Annotated in this window: 17 protein-coding genes; 6 read left to right on the top strand and 11 right to left on the bottom strand. The window is 38.7% G+C overall.

The window, feature by feature from the left end:
- Positions 1-47: 47 nt before the first annotated feature.
- The 3 genes from ACUR5C_RS07470 to ACUR5C_RS07460 are packed head-to-tail and all read right to left on the bottom strand — an operon-like array spanning position 48 to position 5,414.
- Complete coding sequence (locus tag ACUR5C_RS07470; RefSeq protein WP_454467730.1) at positions 48-875, bottom strand: CheR family methyltransferase; 828 nt, start codon at positions 873-875, stop codon at positions 48-50.
- Between the two features lie 2 nt (positions 876-877).
- A complete protein-coding gene (locus ACUR5C_RS07465; protein ID WP_454467729.1) occupies positions 878-4,387 on the bottom strand; it encodes a hybrid sensor histidine kinase/response regulator in 3,510 nt (1,169 codons plus the stop codon).
- Complete coding sequence (locus tag ACUR5C_RS07460; protein WP_454467728.1) at positions 4,380-5,414, bottom strand: hypothetical protein; 1,035 nt, start codon at positions 5,412-5,414, stop codon at positions 4,380-4,382. The genes ACUR5C_RS07465 and ACUR5C_RS07460 overlap by 8 nt, the downstream gene beginning before the upstream one ends.
- 163 nt (positions 5,415-5,577) lie before the next feature.
- Between ACUR5C_RS07460 and ACUR5C_RS07455 the strand changes: the two genes are divergently transcribed.
- On the top strand, positions 5,578-6,063 hold the full coding sequence (locus ACUR5C_RS07455; protein ID WP_454467727.1) for a BLUF domain-containing protein: 486 nt from the start codon (positions 5,578-5,580) through the stop codon (positions 6,061-6,063).
- Positions 6,064-6,203: 140 nt separating this feature from the next.
- Here ACUR5C_RS07455 and bfr (ACUR5C_RS07450) read toward each other — a convergent pair whose 3' ends face one another.
- Positions 6,204-6,671, bottom strand: a complete 468-nt coding sequence (gene bfr / locus ACUR5C_RS07450) for a bacterioferritin (protein WP_454467726.1) — start codon at positions 6,669-6,671, stop codon at positions 6,204-6,206.
- Between the two features lie 59 nt (positions 6,672-6,730).
- Complete coding sequence (gene bfr, locus ACUR5C_RS07445) at positions 6,731-7,195, bottom strand: bacterioferritin (protein ID WP_454467725.1); 465 nt, start codon at positions 7,193-7,195, stop codon at positions 6,731-6,733.
- Between the two features lie 157 nt (positions 7,196-7,352).
- Between bfr (ACUR5C_RS07445) and ACUR5C_RS07440 the strand changes: the two genes are divergently transcribed.
- A complete protein-coding gene (locus ACUR5C_RS07440) occupies positions 7,353-7,568 on the top strand; it encodes a (2Fe-2S)-binding protein (RefSeq protein WP_454467724.1) in 216 nt (71 codons plus the stop codon).
- Between the two features lie 197 nt (positions 7,569-7,765).
- Positions 7,766-8,092, top strand: coding sequence for an ArsR/SmtB family transcription factor (locus tag ACUR5C_RS07435; protein ID WP_454467723.1), 327 nt, complete (start codon positions 7,766-7,768; stop codon positions 8,090-8,092).
- Positions 8,093-8,113: 21 nt separating this feature from the next.
- Here the strand turns inward: ACUR5C_RS07435 and ACUR5C_RS07430 are convergent, their stop codons facing one another.
- Genes ACUR5C_RS07430 through ACUR5C_RS07420 form a run of 3 tightly spaced genes read right to left on the bottom strand, consistent with a single transcriptional unit; the run spans position 8,114 to position 12,820 of the window.
- Positions 8,114-9,415: a hypothetical protein gene (locus ACUR5C_RS07430; protein ID WP_454467722.1), complete on the bottom strand. Its 1,302-nt coding sequence runs from the start codon at positions 9,413-9,415 to the stop codon at positions 8,114-8,116.
- 24 nt (positions 9,416-9,439) lie between these two features.
- Positions 9,440-10,267, bottom strand: coding sequence for an outer membrane lipoprotein-sorting protein (locus tag ACUR5C_RS07425; protein WP_454467721.1), 828 nt, complete (start codon positions 10,265-10,267; stop codon positions 9,440-9,442).
- Positions 10,268-12,820 carry an efflux RND transporter permease subunit gene (locus tag ACUR5C_RS07420; RefSeq protein ID WP_454467720.1) on the bottom strand — a complete coding sequence of 851 codons (2,553 nt, stop codon included), beginning with the start codon at positions 12,818-12,820 and terminating at the stop codon, positions 10,268-10,270.
- Positions 12,821-12,934: 114 nt separating this feature from the next.
- Here ACUR5C_RS07420 and ACUR5C_RS07415 point away from each other — a divergent pair, with 114 nt between their 5' ends.
- Complete coding sequence (locus ACUR5C_RS07415; RefSeq protein ID WP_454467719.1) at positions 12,935-13,303, top strand: rhodanese-like domain-containing protein; 369 nt, start codon at positions 12,935-12,937, stop codon at positions 13,301-13,303.
- Positions 13,304-13,430: 127 nt separating this feature from the next.
- On the top strand, positions 13,431-14,312 hold the full coding sequence (locus ACUR5C_RS07410; RefSeq protein WP_454467718.1) for a DMT family transporter: 882 nt from the start codon (positions 13,431-13,433) through the stop codon (positions 14,310-14,312).
- A gap of 30 nt (positions 14,313-14,342) precedes the next feature.
- Here ACUR5C_RS07410 and prpF read toward each other — a convergent pair whose 3' ends face one another.
- The 3 genes from prpF to ACUR5C_RS07395 all read right to left on the bottom strand — a co-directional run bounded on the left by prpF (position 14,343) and on the right by ACUR5C_RS07395 (position 18,939).
- The gene (gene prpF, locus ACUR5C_RS07405; protein ID WP_454467717.1) at positions 14,343-15,521 is read right to left on the bottom strand and encodes a 2-methylaconitate cis-trans isomerase PrpF; all 1,179 of its coding nucleotides are present in this window, start codon (positions 15,519-15,521) and stop codon (positions 14,343-14,345) included.
- Positions 15,522-15,598: 77 nt separating this feature from the next.
- Positions 15,599-18,187: a Fe/S-dependent 2-methylisocitrate dehydratase AcnD gene (acnD, locus tag ACUR5C_RS07400; protein WP_454467716.1), complete on the bottom strand. Its 2,589-nt coding sequence runs from the start codon at positions 18,185-18,187 to the stop codon at positions 15,599-15,601.
- A gap of 86 nt (positions 18,188-18,273) precedes the next feature.
- On the bottom strand, positions 18,274-18,939 hold the full coding sequence (locus ACUR5C_RS07395) for a GntR family transcriptional regulator (protein WP_454467715.1): 666 nt from the start codon (positions 18,937-18,939) through the stop codon (positions 18,274-18,276).
- A 314-nt stretch (positions 18,940-19,253) separates the two neighbouring features.
- Here ACUR5C_RS07395 and ACUR5C_RS07390 point away from each other — a divergent pair, with 314 nt between their 5' ends.
- A complete protein-coding gene (locus tag ACUR5C_RS07390; RefSeq protein WP_454467714.1) occupies positions 19,254-21,458 on the top strand; it encodes a M3 family metallopeptidase in 2,205 nt (734 codons plus the stop codon).
- Positions 21,459-21,483 lie beyond the last annotated feature (25 nt).

Below are 21,483 nucleotides of genomic sequence, written 5' to 3'. Positions count from 1 at the left end.
TTTTAGTTGTTATCTCAAAAAACGCCAGTTTTTCGCTCTATCACAAATTAAGGCATATATCGATAAATATTGATTCCTACGCCATATTTTTGTAGATTAACTTCTTGCGCAAAATTTAATAAATTTTCAGCCTCACCTAGCACTAAATAGCCTCCAGGTTCCAAACTCGGTACAATGAGTTCTTTAATTACTTTATGCTGTATCTCTTTATCTAAATAAATCAACACATTACGGCAAAGTATTAAATGCATGTGACCCATCGATGCATTTTGTAGAATGTTATGTCTGGTGAAATGACAGCTTGTTTTAATTTTCTCTGTAAAACTAAAACAGTCCTTTGAAGCTTGAATATAAGGTAATAAGGATTTATCTTGGAGTGATTCTATCTCTTTAAAATTAGATTGAAGTTCTTTCAACTGCTCTATTGGGAATACACCATTTTGTGCAAAAGCTATTGCACTTCTATTTATATCTGTTCCTAATAGAACGGTTTTTTCTAGTAAACCATGTAACTCAAACAACAATGCTACTGAATAAATTTCTGCGCCGCGTGAACACCCGATACTCCAAACCTTTAAAAGATTAAACATTTTTAACTCAGACAATATAGTTTTGTTAATAATTTCAAAATATTGAGCGTCTCTAAAAAAGCTTGTATGAGTTACTGTTAAATATTCGACTAGGTTAGAGACAAGCTCAGCATCTTGCTCAATAAGCTCTGCAAATAAAGCACTTATATCTTTAATACTATTTGTCTGGATAAAACTTTCCAAGCGTCTATGTAAAGCAGCAACTGAATAATGCTTAAAATTATGCTCAGTCGTTCTAGTAAGTAAATGGACGATTAACTCGGTTATTAGAAAGTCTTTACGCATTGCTATTTCTTAGCCTTCTGTACTTCACTAATAGCATCATAGAGCTCTTTAATTTCTACCGGCTTATCAAAAAACTCCACACAGCCTAACGCCCTACACTTTTCTCTGTCTTCATCCGTTCCTTTTGCGGAGAGCACAATCACACCTAAATCAACAAATGAGGGCTGACTTTGCACATATTGAATCAAATCGTATCCATCTTCCTTTGGCATTGTAATATCAGTGACAATCAAGTCTATGGGGTAGCTATCAAGCTTTTCCTTTGCTAAATTGACAGAATCAGCAAGAACGGTTTCATATCCATATCCTTTTAAGGCTAAGCTCAAACTAAAAAGGTTTCTCATATCATCATCTACAAGAAGCACGCAAAAATCTTGACTCTCTTCTTCTTGGCTAACAGTAGACGTTGCCGCTAAACTGCCAAGAATATCGTCGTCGAAATCATTTGGTTTATCTTTGTGATTAGAACCAGTACTAGTATTTAGGTTCTTTGCAGTACTTTTATCGCTATTACTCTTTTTTTGTAGGGAGTCTTCATCTCTTTTAGTGCTACTACTAAGCTGTTTAAATAGTTCCAATAGTCTTTTAAGCGCTTTGTCATTCCATTTTAAAACAGAATATGCGGCACCTTCTATCCACTTAAGTTGATTTGGCAAACTACTTTCAACAATTAAAATAACTATCGCATTTTGTTGTAGCTTGGCAAACTCTCTTTGCAATTGTTCAGCGTCTCTACCTTCAAAAAGAGACTCATCTTTAAAGTAAAAGATGATTAATTGTAAGTCGCTAATGGAGTGAGAGTGCAACTCATTATAACTAACAATATTTGCCGGATTTTTAAACTCGTATAGAGCCAAAAGCTCTGAGGGACATTGGTCAACATTTGCACAAAGCACATAATTGTTGACTTTAAAGGCTTCTGTTTGCTCTTGGTGGCTAGCATCAGTAATTCGGTTACGCTTGCCTTGAAATTCTATCGGTAATTTAAGTGTAAAACAGGTCCCCTGCGGCTCATTATCACTTAAACTAATTTCGCCGTGTAACAATTCACAAAGTTGGCTCGCTATGCTCAAGCCTAATCCGGTACCTCCATATGCTCGTTTTGAGCCATCATCGACTTGCTTAAAAGACTCAAAAATTAAAGCTTTTTGATCATCCGGAATACCAATCCCACTATCGGTAACACTAAAATAAATAAAACTATCATCCGAAGAAACTTTTAAACTAACTTCACCTGATTTACAAAACTTAAAAGCATTCGATAAAAAATTCTTGAGTATCTGAGCCAATCGCTGTGCATCAGACTCAATTTTATCGACCGTTTTATTGTCAACTTTCGCGCTCCACCCAATGCCGGAACTTTCTGAAATTGGTTTAAATTGCTCAAAAAGAATATCGACTATGGGCTTGACACTAAAATACTCAATATGGGTTTTCACTTCATTAGTTTCTATTTTAGCTAAATCTACTAGATCATTAATTAAATCAAGTAATTCCTGGCCACTTTGAAAAATCACCTTCATCGATTCATGAACTTTACTATCGGTTTTATCATGTTGGTACATAATAGTTTGGGCTAACATTAATATGCTATTGAGTGGGCTTTTCAATTCGTGGTTTACTTTAGCCAAAAATGTGGTTTTTTGCCTATTCGCCTCTTCCAGTTTCTCTGCAGTACTGGCTAATTCACTATTAATTTTTTGCAGCTCTTCTTTTTGCAGCAGAGTTTGGTTTTGTTGGAATCTAATTTCTTCGTTAGTTGCCTTTAATTCTTCAGCCTGCATTTCAAGCTCAGTCTCTGACTGCTGCAAAGATTGAGCCTGAGCTTCTAACTCAGCAGTTGACTGATCGAGCTTATCTTTTTGAAGCTGTGTTTTAATTAAAAGTAACCGAGCCTCTTCTTCGGATAACAGTGTTTTAATTAAGATTCCAAGACGCTCGCCTAATGCATTGACCTCATCAGTTCTATCGAAAGCGCCAACAAAGAGTAACTCAAGCACACCGAAGCATTGAGCGCCAGAAATGATAGGTGCGATAACTGAAGTGCATAATTCATGCTCGATAGTTGCGCTGGTGACAGTTAGTTTCTTGTCTGAAACATCAACCATTTTTTGTTCAATATTCCGAAACACTTCTAGTGGCAGCCCATTAATTTCTTTACTGTATGCACTTTTTAGGCTTTCGGGTAAATTAAAACTAGCTTTTAATACAGGTTCTTTTTTTAAAATATTAACACTAATTGCAAACAATGCAGCTGAACTGGCTGAATAGGCATTTACTATCTCGACTATGGCCTTTTCTGAAAAAACATCTAATGTTTCATTTTCAATTGCAAGCTCATTGAGTTTGTCAAATAACAATTGTTGATGCAGTTGCCGCTCTACATTTCGCTTGTTTTCTAATACCTGACTAGCGATTTTACTAATGGCATTAGAGAGTTTATCTACTTCAACTAAATGAGTATTCGACCCTTTTAAATGACTTAGATTACCACTTGCGACTGAGTCAGTATTACTCACTAGCTGCTCAATGGGCTCAGTTATATTAGTCGAAAGTTTTTTTCTAACCTTAATTAAGTAACGAACGAAAAAAGCACTTAAAGCGAGTACAGCCAAAGTTAAAGCCAAAAATAGTGTTAACCAGCGCTTTTCTTTTTCAATGTGGCTTTCCTTGTATACTTTTAAGCTCAATTCCATTTCTTTTGTTAAAGAACTACTTAATAGATAGTTTTTATTCACTAAAGTATCTAAAGCATAAAAATCAGCCCTATTTAGCATATACTTATAATTTGATGAATTATGCCTAAGTCGCGCAAGCTCTTTTTCAAGCGACAACATAAGTTTATCAGTACTGGGATTATTACTTCGTGCAGTTAGCTGGATTAATGCAGCAACACTTTTATTAAGACTTTTATCAAAATCTTGCCATAAAAGTTGAGAGCCATTTTGCTCAACTAAACTAAGAATTTTTGTGGCATTAGTAATATACCCGCGCAAATCGGCCGCTTCGGCTAATATAGCAACGTCATTTTGATGGCGAAGTTCATTGACTAATTCAGTAGAAAGGTCGAAGAGCTTTGTGGCACTTGGTACTAACATGGCATCAAATAAATGGCTTGCTCGGTTTGCTAAATTGTGCTTGCTAAACTCAGAAGCTTGCCATTGATTAAGTTCGATTGAACTTAATGTTTTTTCTAGTTTTCTCTTTTGGTCTGCCGAAAAAATACTGGATATATTATCCCAACGCTGCCATAATAAATTCCAGCGTTCGCCAAGAAATTCCTCGTCGAGCAATTCAACGGACTGTACTTGATTTTCAAAATAGTAAGCTGTTTCTAGCGTCATTAATTCAAAATCAACTAAAGCATTCTCTACTTCACTAATTTCTCTTCTATTCTCGTTTATAAATGAATTAGTCAACAAAACAAAAGCTAATATAAATAAAAAAAGCCCTCCAACAATCCCTATTGTCCACCAAAAGTTTCGGCTTAGTTCGGCTTCTAACTTAATCATTGACAACTCCCTCGCTGACTGAGACACGACCCAATCTTTCCACTAAGTACTTCATTCTCATGAGACTATTAGTAGATAACCGCATGTCTTCTGCAGATTCAACAATTTCTAACATTGGCGGCGCTGGAATTTTTAAATTATAATATTTTGAAATTTGCAATTGATTATTTAAAATACTCATTGCGATATAGTCAACCAAGGTTAATGTTGAGTTATTAGATGAAGAAAGCTCTATGACTAGGCCATCAGATACAGATTGATCAAATTGAGTAACGGCATGCGAAAGGCTGATGAGCAAACTTGTAAAGTCTTTATTTGGCAATTGCCTTGTTTTAACATTCCAATTAACAAGCCGTGTTTCACCATGAAACCTTAGCATTTCTTCGAGCAAAAAGTTGGTTTGTAACATTCTAAAATTGATAATTTGAACGATGGTTTTTTGCTCAATGACTTGGGAAAACCTGGCGGCAATTCTTAGTAGTAACTGAAAAACATCAACCGGCCTTACCTCTTCTCTAATAGTTCCAGTATTTTGATTGCTACTTTGTAGTAGACCTTTAGATTGACTTTCTATATCTTTTGGAATGCCATATAGACAATCTAAAAAAGCGTGGGTTGCATCGACCCATTGAAATATATGGTAGGGCTTAACCTCAGAAGGTATTCTTAAAGTCGCGGGTCTTCGGACTTGCTTATTATTTTGTTGATGCCAAAATTGGGTTAACGAGAATATATCGTAAACTAGCACCATATTATTCCTAGGTAACAAGTTTTTTGCTGTTATATCGAGCTGTGCTCCCTCTCCCGATACACCCAGTTGAACAAGCCGTTCCTCTAACGCCAACGTCAATTGAAAAACGTCTGCAGGCACCACATTATCTATGGTTTTACCTAGTATTCTGTGGCTAGATAGCGGTGTAGCGCCAATATCACTCATTGTGCAGTTTTGCTCGGCTTTTACGCTTAATGACAAAAACAAGCACAGGGCTAATAGCGCTTTAATAAAGGGTAAAGAAAGTTTTTGCATCGTTTTATACCTTAATCCTTTACTTTTAATTATATGAGTTATATAAAAGAGCATAATTGAGTATAGAACATATATAGCAGCTTTAAAGTTAAATTAAGAAAATTTATAACTAAATTTCAATAAGTTAAAGTTAAAAAAGTCTTTTCCGCCATAGGAGGACTCTATGCAAAAAGCAGAAAATGTTTGGCAATTAGCTTATATTAGCCGAGCGGTTAATATTCAAAGTGAAGATGACTTAGTTGAGATTCTTAATATTTCACGTAAAAACAATCTAAAAGCGAGTATTTCTGGCTTTTTAATGTATGGCGATGGCTGTTTTTTTCAAGTAATTGAAGGCCCAAGACTTGAAATTGATAATCTTTACCAGACCTTACTTACAGACACTCGGCACCACTCTCTGGTGCTATTGTTAAATCGAGACATTCCTCAACGATTATTTGACACTTGGAGCATGGCGTTTCGCCGTTTCACTTATTTAAGAACTCGAGAAATCATAGGGTTTAGCGAGTTTTTAGAGGATTATTTGGGTGATAATTTACCAAAAGAAATAAACCCAAACAGCGCATCTAAAGAGCAAGAAGTTGTGCTACAAATCATTCAGCAAATGCGAAAAAGCTATCTAAGAAAGCCGGTAGGCGTAAACACTTAAAGGCTCATGTAATTATTTTGTGCAGCGATTGATTAAAGCAACAAAAATGAAGGGCTACAAATAAAGAGCTACGAATAAAGAACTACAAATAAAGAGCTACAAATAAAGAGCTACAAAAAGATAGTAGCCCTTTTACGAATTTAAGCGTTACTTTGCAAGTAATTTTCTATACCAATTTTTTTAATTAAACCTAACTGCTGCTCTAGCCAATACATGTGATCTTCTTCTGTGTCTGCTAGTAATTTTAATAAAATTTCACGCGATTGATAGTCGCTCTCTTGTTCGCAAACTTTTATCGCAACTTTTAGCGCTTTTGCTACATCATATTCATAGGCTAAATCATTCTCTAGCATTTGAGTAACGTGACTGCCGATATTTAACGGGGTTCGTTTAGATAAATTAGGTACAGCTTCTAAAAACAACATACGGTCAATTAAAAATTGAGCATGTTCTTTTTCTTCTTCGGCTTCATGAGAGATTCTCTCGTCTAGCTTGGTTAATCCCCAGTCTGCGTACATTCTTGCGTGAATAAAGTATTGGTCAAATGCACTCATTTCGTGCTCTAACAGCACTTGTAATTGCTCTATGACCTTCTCGCTACCTTTCATATTTAAACCTTCAGTTTGTTAATTTAACTTAAATGAAACTTAATCAATTTCAGTTTTGTTTACATTGCTGCTTGCAAATAATTAGCAAGACCCATTTTATCAATTTGATACTCTTGAGTCTCAAGCCAATCAATTTGCTCTTCACATTCATGCTGAATGGACTCTAAACATTCTCTTGAAATAAAGTCACTTTGTTGCTCACAAAAAGCAATAGCCTGTTTTAATTGTGTACATAGCTCTTGTTCAAACCTTTGATTACCGGCTAGTGCTTGAGGAACATCTTCGCCTATATAAAGCTTGCCAAGATCCTGCAAATTAGCCAGGCCTTCTAAAAATAGAATACGTTTAATCAGCTTATCTGAAGCTTTCATTAGATAAATTGAATAATCATAATCGTGCTTTTTTAGCTGATTTAAGCCCCAATTTTCATACATTCTAGAATGTAAAAAATATTGATTAATACCGGTTAAAAGTAGCTTAAGCACGCTATTTAACTGAAATATGACTTTTTTGTCACCTTGCATTGTGATAACCCTATATTAGCTAACTGGTTGATTATGGATAGATTATACGCGCTTTTAGTAGAATTTCAGGACTTATATTTGAGATAAAAAATATAAATCGCTTGCTTTAAATGCGAATGATTCCTATAATAGTTTGCATATAGATTAGAGGCACATTATGTTTATTTGTATTTGTAACGCTGTCACCGACAAACAGATTCTTGAAGCAAAAGCCGAAGGCTACACCAGCATGCGCCAAATTCATCAAAAGCTTGGTGTAGGTAACTGCTGTGGCCGTTGTGTACCAGAGGCTAAAGCGGTATTAAAAGGCGCTTCTAGTGTGCAAAAGTATATCCCGAATAATTTTGCGCAAGATAACTTAGTTCCCGCTTAATTTTAACGCTTATCCCTCTCATTTAGGTTTTAAAATGACATTAACAATCAGTTAGATTGCCATAACGCTATAATAAGCAAGCTTTTAATTCATAAATAGTCTATCGAAACCTTTAAGATAAATTATTCATTCTTTATAGACTCTTTTACTCTATTCCATTAAATTAGCAGTAACTGACAACCTATCTTTAAGGCCTCATGAATAACACCGCTAATAGTTGCCGAACTCAAAAACCCCAAGATCTTAGAGTGCATGCTGACACAGCAACTAAACAACTTAAAGCGCTCGCCAATGTTAATCGTTTAATGATCTTATGTATTTTGTCTGAAGGTGAAATGTCAGTAAGTGAATTAAACGAATTAATTGACTTATCTCAAAGCGCACTTTCCCAACACTTAGCTAAGTTACGCGAAGATGATTTAGTAATAACACGACGAGAGTCACAAACGATTTATTATCAATTAAAAGACGGTGTTGCCAAAAATATCATTCACACTTTGCACGACTACTACTGCGCAGAATAACCTTAACGCCTATCATGCGATTTAAAATGTGTAGCTAATTCGGCTGTATACATTTGAATTATGCGAAAACTGCCCAAAAAATGTCTCGTCCTTTTCGCCTTTAAAGTAATTGACTCCAAACGCCAATTTTAAATGATCGCTCATAGCGTATTCTGCTGACGCGCGTAAATAAGCGTCTGACTGCGAGGGAGAGTAAAATAGCATAGCGCTAGAGACTAACTTTTGCTTTAAGCCCAAATGAGTCAGTCTTAAGGTGAATAAGCTTCTACTTTGATTAGGGATTTCTTGCCGCGTTTTACCGGCACTCAATTCACTTTTAACAAACTTTGCATAGTATTCAAGTCGCTCAAGATAAGCTTGAACACCCAAACTAATATTTTTTACTAACTCTTGTTCATATCCAATTAACCAGCGAGACTGGGAGTTAGGAATGCTCGGCTTCAACCCACTTTTATCTTGCCTGCTTTGATAAAATGCCCACTCTAAACTGAGCAATCCCGCGGCAAAGAGGGTACGGCTACTAGCGCCCCAGGAACGCATTTTAGCGTACTTAAAAATTCCTGGCTCGCTGCTACTATTCGGTGATTTAAAATAGCCATCATAAAAATAAACAGCCCACTCTGTTCCCTGGTACGTTTTATGCAAACGCAGACTCATCTCATTGTCATTTGGCTGTGAAAAAGCTAAAGGCGGGTTTGGTTGAGTAATACCAATTCCAGGAATATATAAAGAATAACGCTCACCGCGTGGTAGTACATCGGCCTTAAATTGCGGTAAATAAACTAAGTCAAAATTTAACCAAGATTGAAACCAACTTAATCTCAGCGCGTCGACGGGAGGTTTTAAGTATTGATTGTCACGACCATTAAAGAACGCTTGCCAATCTTTGGGCATAAGGTCATTCACAAATATTAAGTCGCCTAGCCCCCAAGTGATCACCTGTCGACCTAGTTTAACATCAATAGCGTTTCCTACAGGAAGCTGTAAATACCCTTGATAGAGTTCAAAATCTGTTTGCTTAACTAAGTCATCATACACAAGCTCTAGTTCAGCGGTAACACTCAATGCTTTTGCTTGATAGCTAAACTCGTACTGGCCTCTAAGCTCACTGGCAACTATGGGATCTCGGTTAATAGTTTCTTTTTTAATAATCGGCGAATACAACGCGGAAAAACTTAACTGTTGTTGCCATGGACTCGCTTCTTCCCAATTATCTCCAAACGCCTCGTCCCATTCAGAAGCTTGCGTTGTAATAGTGCTGGCTGAAAAAATCGCTAAAAATAGCAATCCTTTGCTCACAATTTTTAAAAAAGTATTTTGCATAAATTAAATCATTAGGCCAATAAACTATCGAGTTAGCCACTCTTGTGGTGGTGTTCTTAAAGAGCGCTCTGTAAATACATTTTGTGGAATACCAATATTGTATTGAGTATTTCTAAACTCTAACAAAGTGTATGAGCCATCGACTAAGTTTTCAGCCTTGGCTCTCACCACTGTTGGAATGCCTTGAATAGTTTTAACTTCAACCGTTTGAATTTTTCTTAACGGTTGGTTATTGGCGTCAAAGTACTCGATACGCTGTGGTAGAAAAGTCTGTTTATCTATTGCCGTTGTGTAATAACTAAACTCAGTAGACTCTGTATCGAGTGGTATATGTTTAATTAGGTAGTGTGTATTAGTCTCGCTGATTAACTCATGTTGATCTTGCTTTACCCCTCTTCCCGATACGTCTTCATATAAATAATGAGAGCCAACAAAACTTGTGCGTTTATCACTGGCGGAAATACGTTTTACTAGGTCAAGTGCAGGCAAATAAAGCCAGCGGTTATCATCAAGTTGTGGCTTTTTCTCTACCAAAAAAACAGTTCCGCTCACATCAGCAGGCCGCGAAAAGACAACTAAATAGAATTGCTCTCCATGTTCAGAGTTTGATAAATTTTTACGCAATATTGTAAATTGCCTAACTTGTTTGCGGCCATGCGCATCCACAATCAACATTCTAGCAATTGCACTCCCATCTTGTCCTGCGTAGTAAGCGGCTTGATTTGCTCTAGTTACAATTTCAAGCGCTGACAAAGCTTCTTTACCTGCTTGTACAGGAGCAGCCTTTAAGTAGTTTGCGTTAATGCCGGCTATTACCAAAATGCCAAATAGCATCCAGCGGAAAATTTTCATTTAGATCTCCTCGACTTTTTGTGGCGCTTTAAACAACCAGGGTTTAAGTAACTGGATACTCGCCGGAATCACGAGCATGGTAGCAAAAGCAGACACAAACATGATAGTTGCTAAAAATGCGCCCACTGTTATATAGGGCACTAAAGGTGCGAGTAATAGCGGAGTAAATCCTAAAGCAATGACAATCGCATTTCTAGAGATGGCACGTGCGGGCTCATTAAAAAGCTTGCCAATAGTCACTTGCCAATTATTTGTTTGCGCCTGTAAAACGCGTATTCTTTGAATAAAATGAATAGCAAAGTCAACTGACAAACCTAATGTTAAGGATGATAAAACAGCGATGGGCATATCGTAATATTTACCGGACCAACCAATAAGCCCATACATAAATAAAATGGTTATCGATAAAGGCAGCATGGCTAATAAGCCGTATAACACAGAGCGAAACAGCAACATCATCATCAGTAGCACAATAACAAATGCGCTGACTAAACTGTCTAACATGCCGCTAACCATTTTGTCTTGCCAAATTAAATTTAAATAAGCTTTACCGGCCCAATTATGACTAATACCGCTTGGTAAAGGGTTAGCTTGAATATAATTTTCAACTAACTCGACAACTTGTGCCATATCTAAGTTATCACCGCTCTTTAACTGTAACCAAACTAAAGTTTTTTGGTAATCAGGGGTTACAAAATGCCAAAGGTCGTGGGGACGATGCGAAGATTGAAACTGGAGTAAAGTCTGTGCGACGCCATTGCTAGTCTCAGGTACAACATAATCTTTCTGCTCTCCACTACGTAGCTCTCGGTTAACCGTCTTCACTAAATCAACCAATGAGTTTGACTTTCCTACCAATCCACTCGCCACTAAATGCTGCTGAAGTTCACTAATATAATTTAATCCATTAGGTGCCAAAAAGGTTTTTAGCTGTACCAATTTTTCATCTGCTAAAGCCTGAATAGCCTCAAGCGAACTAGCAATATCAGCCGACTCTTCAAACAATAAATCGTTAACTAATATATTAATATTTTGTGGCGTAATTTGACTTACGTCGTTAATAATTGCATTAACTTTTTGACGGCCATTTGCACTTAAATCAAGCGCCTGTAAACGTGATACCACACTGTGCGCAAACTCGCGCTCTAACTGAGCTACGTTGGTATTTTCAAACACTAAGTGCGCATCATAAGTACCGGCAAAATGGGTGTTAAGTACTTTATCAGCCACTCGAATTTCATGCTCAGACTTAAACCAGCGAACCGGGTTGTCATTAATTTGAATTTGCTTTACACCAAACACTGAAAATACAATAACAACTAGGCTAAACGTTAATAACAATTTACTTTTCGTTATCGATAATTGCCCTAGTTTAGGCAACCATTGGCTCAGTCTATTATTGCTATTTTCACTATGAAGCTTCGCTTGCATTGCGGATAAAGACTCTGCTGACATTCTTGAAACATAGGCAGGAATAAAAATAATCGTGGCAATAAATGCCAGTAAAATACCGCTTCCCACAAAAATACCAAAAACTTGCACTGGCGGAATGGGAGTTAAAGCCAATGAGAAAAAGCCCGCCGCAGAGGTCACCGATGTAAACAGCATCGGTGTAAATAACCGAAGCGTTACCTGTTTAATCACTTTTTTAGCTTGGCTACCCGCTTTAAACTCGTCGGCAAATTCACTCATTAAATGCACCGAATCTACAACCGCAATTGGCATTAAAAATATCGGAATCATTGAGCTCATAATATGAACGGTAAAACCCATACCAATCATACTGCCCATAATGATTATCACTGTGGCCATTGCTACTATCATTGGCGCAGTCACTAGCGCGGCACTTCGAAAAAAGTACAACATTAAAAGGTAAATAACTAAAGCAGCTAAAGGTGCAGAAATTCCCATTTGAATAAACATTTCTACCCCAAAGGTATCTTCCGCAACAGGTAACCCAGTAATATGGTACTGGTTAACTAGACTTAGTTCGCTAGTTGCCGCTCTAATTTCATTGGCAATACGATAACTTTCATCTTTGTCGAGTATAGGAACGTAAATTGTTGCCGCTTTTTCATCACCAGACACTAAACTATTGACAACAAAAGGTAATCGCCTTGTTTTTTGTTTAAGGGTATTGGCTTGTGATTGCTGCGTCGGCGCACTCGCCATCATCCACTCGAAACGTATTGCCCCTTCTCCGGCTTGTTCAATATTATCTATGGTTGATAAACTATTGACATCGGCTTTTACAACGCCGTTAATATTTAAAATGTGATCGCTTAGCTTTTTAATATCTCGTAAAGATTGCGGATTAAAAATGCTTTCATTTTGAGCAACAACACCAACTACGATGATGTCATTCAGTGAAAACTCTTGCTTTATTTGATTATGATAAACTCTGGCAGGCGCAGCTTTATCCAACATGTTTTCGGGATCGGTATCAACCTGAATTTGAGTAATAAACCCGCCGCATATCAGCGTTAAAGTTAAAAACAAGGCGTAAACCCACAACGGGCGTTGTAACGAAAACTGAATTATCGGTTGACCCATATTAGAAATACCACTTAATGATTGAGTTAAAGCTTTAATTGGCAGCCATTCTATGTCAGAATCACAATATTAGCAACATCTAATATAAAGAGTGTATATTTAACCGAGGTGAATATGAAAAGTCCGATAGACCTAGTCAAACAAGCAAAACAGCAGATTAACGAATGCTCGGCGAGCGAGCTTAAACAAGCATTAAACCCAAATACAATATTAATTGATGTGAGAGAGCCTAATGAATATGCTCAATCGCAAATCCCGCACGCAATTAATATTCCCCGAGGATTACTCGAGTTTACTATTTTACAACACCCGCAAGTAACACAAAAAGCTGGAGAATCTTTAGCAGATACTCGCATATATGTTTATTGCAAGTCTGGTGGACGATCAGCGCTGGCTGCACAGTCGCTACAAAACTTGGGCTTTAACAATGTTCAGTCATTAAATGGCGGTATTGATGAATGGCAAAAGCACTACCCCGGTTAATTAACCATAGCAAATTGGTTGTAAAGGCTTTTGCTACGCTTATGATAATTAAAGTATTAATTCCTTTTTAGTCTTTTTACTGGCAAGCTTGGCACAATTTAAAAATTGAGTGGTAAATAAGGCTGTTATGGGTGCTGGAGAGATTTACGCATTAGCAAGTGCTGTAGTATGGGCATTTGCTGTAATCATGTACACTCGCATTGGCGATCACATGCCAGCGTTTGAGCTTAACTTAGCGAAAAACACTTTAGGTTTGGTGTTAGTAACGCTAACCGCCCTAGCTTTTGAGTGGATGCAGCTTCCGGCAATGCCCGCTCAAGACTGGTTTATTATTATTTTTAGTGGCGTGATAGGTATTGCAATAGCCGACACACTCTATATGAAAGCGCTTAACACCATTGGTGCGGCAAGTACCGGAATAATTGCTGCGCTTTACAGCCCATTCGTTATTTTATTATCAATTATTTATTTAAACGAAACTTTAAACTTTATTCAAATACTCGGCTTATTACTTGTTTTTGGCGGCGTTATTTTAGTTAGTTTAGTTAAGCACTTTAAAGTCATACCAGCGGCTCTAAAATTTAAAGGCATTGGTTACGGTGTACTCTCGGTTTTTCTCACCGCTCTGGGCGTTGTAATTGTTAAACCAGTACTAGAACAACAGCCCTTTTTTTGGACCACGGCAACCCGAATTTTAGCCGGCGTAGTAGCAATGATTGTTTATGCCAATATTATTGGCGCTTGGCAAAAAACCATTGCCGAATATAAAAAGCCCCACAACTGGTTCGCGATTGGAATTGCGAGTTTTCTTGGCGCTTACTTAGCAATGTCACTTTGGCTAGCTGGATATAAATATGCAGATGCTTCAATCGCGGCAATTTTAAATGAAACTACCTCGATTTTTATCGTATTATTGGCGTGGCTTATTTTGAAAGAACCGCTAAACGCAAAAAAGATTTTGGGTATTATTTTGGCGCTTAGCGGAGTTACTTTAGTAGTGCTTAATTAGCTACTGACTTGCATGGCTTGTTATAAAGTATTAAAACGAATCACCTGGAATGAGTACCCACCCTTCCATTAAAACTCTTGCGCTGCGGCTCATTACAACCTTTTCTACTTGCCAGTCGCTGTTATGTTTAATTGCTTTTGCGCCCACTTTTAAAGTACCAGAAGGATGGCCAAAAACTACCTGGCTTCTTTCACCACCGCCAGCAGCAATATTCACTAAGGTTCCTGGAATTGCCGCTGCGGTTCCTATAGCGACGGCCGCGGTTCCCATCATCGCATGGTGTAATTTTCCCATCGATAAAGCTCTAACATTTATATCAATGCAATCACCAGCAATAGCCTTACCGCTCGAAGCGACATAATCTTTTGGCTCAGCAACAATAGCAACTTTGGGCGTGTGTTGGCGCCCAACAGCGTCCGATACACTTTCAATTAATCCCATTTTTACCGCACCATGCGCGCGAATGATCTCGAAGCGCTCTAACGCGGCTTCATCATTATTAATGTCATCTTGTAACTCAGTTCCAGCATAACCCAAAGCTTTTGCGTGCATGAAAATAGTCGGAATGCCTGCATTAATTAAGGTGACTTCAAAGCGCCCAACATTGGGCACATCTAACTCATCAATTAAGTTTCCAGTTGGGAACATCGCAGAATCGCCGTCGGCAGGATTTATAAATTCAACTTGAACCTCAGCCGCTGGAAAGGTCACGCCGTCTAGTTCAAAGTCGCCTATTTCTTGCACTTCGCCATTTATCATAGGAACTTTTGCGACAATCGTTTTTTGTATATTGGCTTGCCAAATTTTAACTTCTGCAATGCCATTTTGGGGAATTTTAGCTGAGTCAACAATACCATTTGATATTGCGAATGAACCTACTGCGGCAGTTAAATTCCCACAATTACCGCTCCAATCAACAAATGCTTTATCTATTGCGACTTGACCAAACAAATAGTCTACGTCGTGGTCTGGCTTTTCACTCTTAGACAAAATAACGGTCTTACTAGTACTTGAAGTTGCTCCCCCCATTCCATCGGTTTGTTTAGCATAAGGGTCGGGACTACCAATAACTCTCAACAATAATGCGTCTCTTGCCGCACCGGGTTGTTGTGCGCTAGCAGGCAAATCCTTTAGGTTAAAGAATACCCCTTTACTCGTACCGCCACGCATATAAGTGGCGGCAATTTTAATTTGCGGTACATAAGTCATAATTTAAAGTTGACCTTTATTATCAATTGAGTGATGTGTTTATTCGCGTTGCATTACCAAAAAATCACAAAAAATATTTACTGCTTTGATTCTAAAAAATCTTGCGCAAAACGTTGTAAAACTCCGCCAGCAGTATAAATAGAAACCTCTTCCGCTGTATCTAAACGACATTTAACCGAAACTTGGGTTGTTGCACCGTCGGCTTTTTTAATTACTAAGGTTAAACTAGCACCAGGTGCAGGCTCGCCAATTACATCGAAAGTTTCGGTTCCATCTATGCCATAGGTATGGCGCGTCTCACCATTGACAAATTCTAGTGGTAAAATTCCCATTCCAATTAAATTAGTACGATGAATTCTTTCGAAACCTTCCGCTACAATTACCTCAACACCTGCTAAACGCACCCCTTTGGCAGCCCAGTCACGTGATGACCCTTGTCCGTAATCTGCGCCCGCAATAATAATTAATGGTTGCTTGCGCTGCATATAAGTTTCAATCGCTTCCCACATTCTTACGACTTGACCTTCTGGCTCTATCCTAGCTAACGATCCCTGTTTAACCTGGCCATTTTCTAAAACCATTTCATTTAAAAGTTTAGGGTTTGCGAAAGTGGCTCGCTGTGCGGTTAAGTGATCGCCTCGGTGAGTCGCATAGGAGTTAAAGTCTTCTTCTGGTAAGCCCATTTTAGCTAAGTATTCTCCCGCTGCACTACTCGCTTGAATGGCATTTGATGGAGACAAGTGATCGGTGGTTATATTATCGCCTAGCACCGCTAAAGGTCGCATTCCTTGCATTGTTCGCTTACTTGCTAATGCGCCTTCCCAATAAGGCGGGCGACGAATATAAGTACTCTTTTCTCGCCAATTGTAAAGCGGATTAATTTTTTCAGCATAGTCGACTTTAATATCAAACATTGGGTTATAAACTGAAGTAAATTGTTCAGGCTTAACGCTTTGTTTAATAACTGCGTCTATTTCTTCATCACTTGGCCATATATCTTTTAAAGTAATTGGAGTGCCATGTTCGTCAAAGCCTAAAGTGTCTTTTTCAATGTCAAAACGAATAGTACCCGCAATCGCATAAGCAACAACTAATGGTGGCGATGCTAAAAATGCTTGGTCAGCATTAGGATGAATGCGACCGTCAAAGTTTCTATTGCCCGACAATACTGCCGTGGAATACAACTTACGTTCTTCAATTTCTTGTTTTATTACTGGGTCTAATGCACCACTCATACCATTACATGAAGTACAAGCAAAACCAACGACTCCAAAACCTAAGGCTTCTAATTCCGGTAGTAGCTTTGCTTCTTCTAGGTATAGTTTTACGGCTTTAGAGCCCGGTGCTAATGAGGTTTTTACCCAAGGCTTACGTTGCAGCCCTAACTTATTCGCGTTTCGTGCTATTAACCCAGCGGCAATCATATTACGAGGATTACTGGTGTTTGTGCAGCTTGTGATAGCAGCAATAATACAAGCCCCGTCTGGCATTTTGCCGGGCTCATTTTCAACCACGCCACTTATTCCTTTACTGGCTAAATCACTCGTTGCAACTCGGTTATGCGGATTAGATGGCCCAGCGATATTTCTCACGACACTAGATAAATCGAAACTTAATACTCGTTCATATTCTGCATTTACCATAGCGTCTGCCCACAACCCCGTTTGCTTGGCGTAGGTTTCAACTAATTTAACTTGCTCAGCTTCGCGGCCAGTTAGGGTTAAATAATCTATCGTTTGCTGATCAATATAAAACATTGCAGCAGTCGCTCCAAACTCAGGAGTCATATTTGAAATTGTTGCTCTATCACCGAGTGTTAAATGCGAAGCGCCTTCACCGTAAAACTCGAGATAACTAGACACTACTTTAGCGTTTCTTAAAAACTCAGTTATGGCTAAAACAATGTCCGTACTGGTAATACCCGGTTGCGGTTTACCGGTAAGCTCAACACCAATAATATCCGGTAAACGCATATAAGAAGCGCGCCCTAACATAACACTTTCTGCTTCTAGCCCACCAACGCCAACAGCAATCACTCCTAACGCGTCAACCATTGGTGTATGGCTATCTGTGCCGACCAAAGTATCCGGAAATGCAACCCCCTCTCTGGCTTGAATAACCGGTGACATTCGCTCTAAATTAATTTGATGCATAATGCCGTTACCCGGTGGAATTACATCAACATTTTTAAATGCTTTTTTAGTCCAGTTAATAAAGTGAAATCTATCTTCATTACGACGATCTTCTATCGCTCTATTCTTTTCAAAGGCATCTTTATCATAGCCACCATGTTCTACCGCAAGCGAGTGATCGACAATTAGTTGTGTTGGTACAACCGGATTAATTTGTGCAGGATCACCGCCTTTTTCGGCAATCGCATCGCGCAGACCGGCTAAGTCTACTAATGCGGTTTGCCCCAAAATATCATGACAAACAACTCTTGCTGGATACCAAGGAAAATCAAGCTCGCGTTTTCGTTGAATAATTTGTAACAAAGCATCATTTAAATCACTCGGCGCACAGCGTCTTACCAGGTTTTCTGCAAGCACTTTAGCGGTGTAAGGAAGTTTTGCGTAAGCGCCACTTTGCAAAATTTCAACTGCTTGTTCGGTATCAAAATAGTCAAGTTGAGTTCCGGCTAATGGCTTTCGAAATTGAGTGTTCATTTAAAGATTCCAAATTGGTGTGGGTTTAAAAGTAATCATTAATGTCATGTTAAAGCAAAAACTAAACCTATCAGTTAATTTTTAATTCAGTCGAGTTCAAGCTTTTGTTGTAAGTTAATTCGCGTATATTGAATATGACGCCTCATCAGCATTTCAGCTAACTCTGGGTCTCTATTAGCAATCGCATTGACAATATTTTTGTGTTCATCAAAAGCAGTCGTCACTCTTGGCCCTGCCATTCCTAGTTGAACGCGATACATTCTAACTAAATGATATAGGCCATCGACTAGCATTCTAATTAGGTGAGCGTTTTTACTCCCCTGAATAATTCGATAATGAAAATCAACATCACCAGCTTCTTGATAATAGCTATCTCCGCCTTTAATCGTGTGAAAATGGCTATTGAGTAAGCTTTTTAAATCAGCGATTTCGGCGTCACTCATGTTTTCAGCGGCAAGCCGCACGGCCATTCCCTCTAAAGACTCGCGAACTTGATATAATTGCTCTAGACCGACCGCTGTTAGCGCAACCACTCTAGCGCCTACATTGGCCTTACGCTCGACTAAGTGACAAGATTCCAACCGGTTAATCGATTCTCTAATCACCGCACGGCTTACGCCGTATTTTGCTGCAAGCTCGGTTTCACTTAGCTTTGAGCCAGCTTGGATATGACCTTCAACGATATCTTGGCGCATTTGCACAAAAGTTTTATCGGTCGCAGTAATCGGTTTTTGAATACTAATCGCTTGCATAATACTCTATTGTAAAACACGCCAATACGGGTGCAAAAAATCAAATAACGTCAAATATTGTCGACAATACTAGCACCTCTCTCTAAATAATCAAATGAATTGGCTTAAATTGTCGACATTTTTAAAGCTATGAGTTCAGGGGGATTGCAACCAGAAAATCAATAAAATCTACTACCTTTGCACACATCACAAAAATACTGCTAAAAATCATTTACAATTTGCTACTTTCCCTAGGCCGTGCAACTCGGTATGGTATAGCCCTAAAAAAACAATAGACAAATATAAAAATTTAGCCAACGGAGACTTCATCCAATATGAAAACCACAAAAAACCCCAGTTTTAAATTATTGACCTCTTCCCTTTTAGTTTCGAGTTTACTGTTAGGTTGTGGAGAATCAAAAGAAGCCGCACCACAACCAGAAAATGCTGCCGTCTCTAAACCTGCCCCGGCCGCACCCGTTAAAGCGGCAGAGCAAAATACCCTATTGCAAGAGTGGACTGGGCCTTACCAAGGCGTACCAGCTTTCGACAAAGCCAAACTTGAAGATTTAAAACCAGCGCTAGAAATTGCAATGCAAAAAAACCTTGCTGAAGTAGAAGAAATCGCTAATAACCCAGCCGATCCTACATTTGAAAACACCATTGTGGCGATGGAAAAAGCCGGTAAAGAATTAAGCCGCATATTTACTTACTGGGGAATTTGGAGTGCCAATAAATCCACGCCAGAATTTAGAGCAATCCAAGGCGAAATGGCACCGAAGTTATCGGCTTTCTTCTCGAAAATAAACCAAAACGAAGCCTTATTTAATCGCATTAAAGCTATCTATATGAGTGACGAAATGAAGTCGCTCAGTGCCGATGAAAAACGCATGGTAGAACTTCGTTATCAAGGCTTCGTTAGAAACGGCGCAACCTTAGAAGGTAAAGCTAAAGAGCGATATGCAGAAATTAACCAAGAGCTAGCCAAACTCCATACACAATTTGGAAATAACGTACTACATGATGAAGAAAATTACGTTACTTACATTAATAAAGACCAGCTAGCTGGATTACCAGAGTCATCAATTAAAGCCGCTGCCGCAGCCGCCAAAGAACGCGGGAAAGAAGGTGAGTTTGCAATTACGAATACACGTTCTTCTATGGATCCATTCTTAACCTATTCTGAAGAAAGAGAGCTACGTAAGAAAGTTTGGGAAACCTACTACAATCGCGGCGATAACGGCGATGAGTACGATAATAATGAAATTATCACTAAAATCTTAAAGCTTCGCGACGAGCGTGTAAAACTTCTAGGCTATAAAAACTATGCTTCTTGGCGCTTAGAAGATCGTATGGCGAAAAAGCCAGAGAATGCGGTCAACTTAATGGAATCAGTTTGGCCGGCAGCAATTGCTAGAGTTAAGCAAGAAGTAGAAGATATGCAAGCGATTGCCGACAAAGAAGGCCTTAATGACAAAATCAAACCTTGGGACTATCGTTTTTATGCCGAAAAAGTAAGACAAGCTAAGTACGATTTAGACTCTAATGAAGTTAAGCAGTATTTACAGCTTGATAAGCTTAGAGATGCCATGTTTTACGTTGCCGGGCGATTATTTAACTTTAAGTTCACCCCTATCACCGATGGTAGTGTACCTGTTTTTCACGAAGACGTTAAAGTTTGGGAAGTTACCGATAAAACCAGCGGCAAAAATATTGGTTTATGGTATTTAGACCCATTTGCCAGACAAGGCAAACGTTCCGGCGCTTGGGCAACAAGCTACCGTAGCCATAGTACTTTCGACGGCAATAAAAATGTGCTTTCGTCAAATAACTCAAACTTTATGAAAGGTGCACCTGGAGAGCCTGTTTTAATCTCTTGGGATGATGCAACCACCTACTTCCACGAATTTGGTCACGCATTGCACGCGTTATCTTCAAAAGTAAAATACCCAAGCCAAAATGGCGGCGTGAGAGACTACACTGAATTTCAATCTCAGTTGTTAGAGCGCTGGTTGTCTACCGACGAAGTTATTGATCAATTCTTAGTTCACCACGAAACCGGTAAACCTATGCCTAAATCGTTAGTCGCTAAAATTAAAAATGCGGCAACTTTTAATCAAGGGTTTAAAACGACCGAGTATCTGGCGTCAGCAATCATCGATATTAAGTTACATATGACTGATCCTACCGATCTAGATCCAGACGCCTTTGAGCGCGAGACATTAGAGAAGTTAGGTATGCCTTCTGAGCTAGTTATGCGCCATCGCACCCCACACTTTGGACACATTTTTAGCGGCGAAGGATACTCTTCAGGCTACTATGGTTATATGTGGGCAGAAGTTTTAACTTCTGACGCAGCAGAAGCGTTTGCAGAAGCGCCCGGCGGTTTTTACGATAAAGAAGTTGCGGATAAATTAGTGAAGCACTTATTTAGCGTTAGAAATGCAATAGACCCAGCCGAAGCTTACCGTTTATTTAGAGGAAGAGACGCCAATGTCGACGCCCTAATGAGAGATCGCGGTTTTCCTGTGACTAAGTAAACTTAAGCAATCATTAAGCGAAACA

This window comes from Aliikangiella aequoris, from assembly GCF_053709105.1.
The sequence above is the reverse complement of the archived record's forward strand: the minus strand, read 5'-3'. Positions and strand labels throughout refer to the sequence as shown.

Coding starts and splice junctions, on each gene's coding strand:
- ACUR5C_RS07470 (WP_454467730.1), bottom strand. CDS start 875: ATGCGTAAAGACTTTCTAATAACCGAGTTAATCGTCCATTTACTTACT.
- ACUR5C_RS07465 (WP_454467729.1), bottom strand. CDS start 4,387: ATGATTAAGTTAGAAGCCGAACTAAGCCGAAACTTTTGGTGGACAATA.
- ACUR5C_RS07460 (WP_454467728.1), bottom strand. CDS start 5,414: ATGCAAAAACTTTCTTTACCCTTTATTAAAGCGCTATTAGCCCTGTGC.
- ACUR5C_RS07455 (WP_454467727.1), top strand. CDS start 5,578: ATGCAAAAAGCAGAAAATGTTTGGCAATTAGCTTATATTAGCCGAGCG.
- bfr (WP_454467726.1), bottom strand. CDS start 6,671: ATGAAAGGTAGCGAGAAGGTCATAGAGCAATTACAAGTGCTGTTAGAG.
- bfr (WP_454467725.1), bottom strand. CDS start 7,195: ATGCAAGGTGACAAAAAAGTCATATTTCAGTTAAATAGCGTGCTTAAG.
- ACUR5C_RS07440 (WP_454467724.1), top strand. CDS start 7,353: ATGTTTATTTGTATTTGTAACGCTGTCACCGACAAACAGATTCTTGAA.
- ACUR5C_RS07435 (WP_454467723.1), top strand. CDS start 7,766: ATGAATAACACCGCTAATAGTTGCCGAACTCAAAAACCCCAAGATCTT.
- ACUR5C_RS07430 (WP_454467722.1), bottom strand. CDS start 9,415: ATGCAAAATACTTTTTTAAAAATTGTGAGCAAAGGATTGCTATTTTTA.
- ACUR5C_RS07425 (WP_454467721.1), bottom strand. CDS start 10,267: ATGAAAATTTTCCGCTGGATGCTATTTGGCATTTTGGTAATAGCCGGC.
- ACUR5C_RS07420 (WP_454467720.1), bottom strand. CDS start 12,820: ATGGGTCAACCGATAATTCAGTTTTCGTTACAACGCCCGTTGTGGGTT.
- ACUR5C_RS07415 (WP_454467719.1), top strand. CDS start 12,935: ATGAAAAGTCCGATAGACCTAGTCAAACAAGCAAAACAGCAGATTAAC.
- ACUR5C_RS07410 (WP_454467718.1), top strand. CDS start 13,431: ATGGGTGCTGGAGAGATTTACGCATTAGCAAGTGCTGTAGTATGGGCA.
- prpF (WP_454467717.1), bottom strand. CDS start 15,521: ATGACTTATGTACCGCAAATTAAAATTGCCGCCACTTATATGCGTGGC.
- acnD (WP_454467716.1), bottom strand. CDS start 18,187: ATGAACACTCAATTTCGAAAGCCATTAGCCGGAACTCAACTTGACTAT.
- ACUR5C_RS07395 (WP_454467715.1), bottom strand. CDS start 18,939: ATGCAAGCGATTAGTATTCAAAAACCGATTACTGCGACCGATAAAACT.
- ACUR5C_RS07390 (WP_454467714.1), top strand. CDS start 19,254: ATGAAAACCACAAAAAACCCCAGTTTTAAATTATTGACCTCTTCCCTT.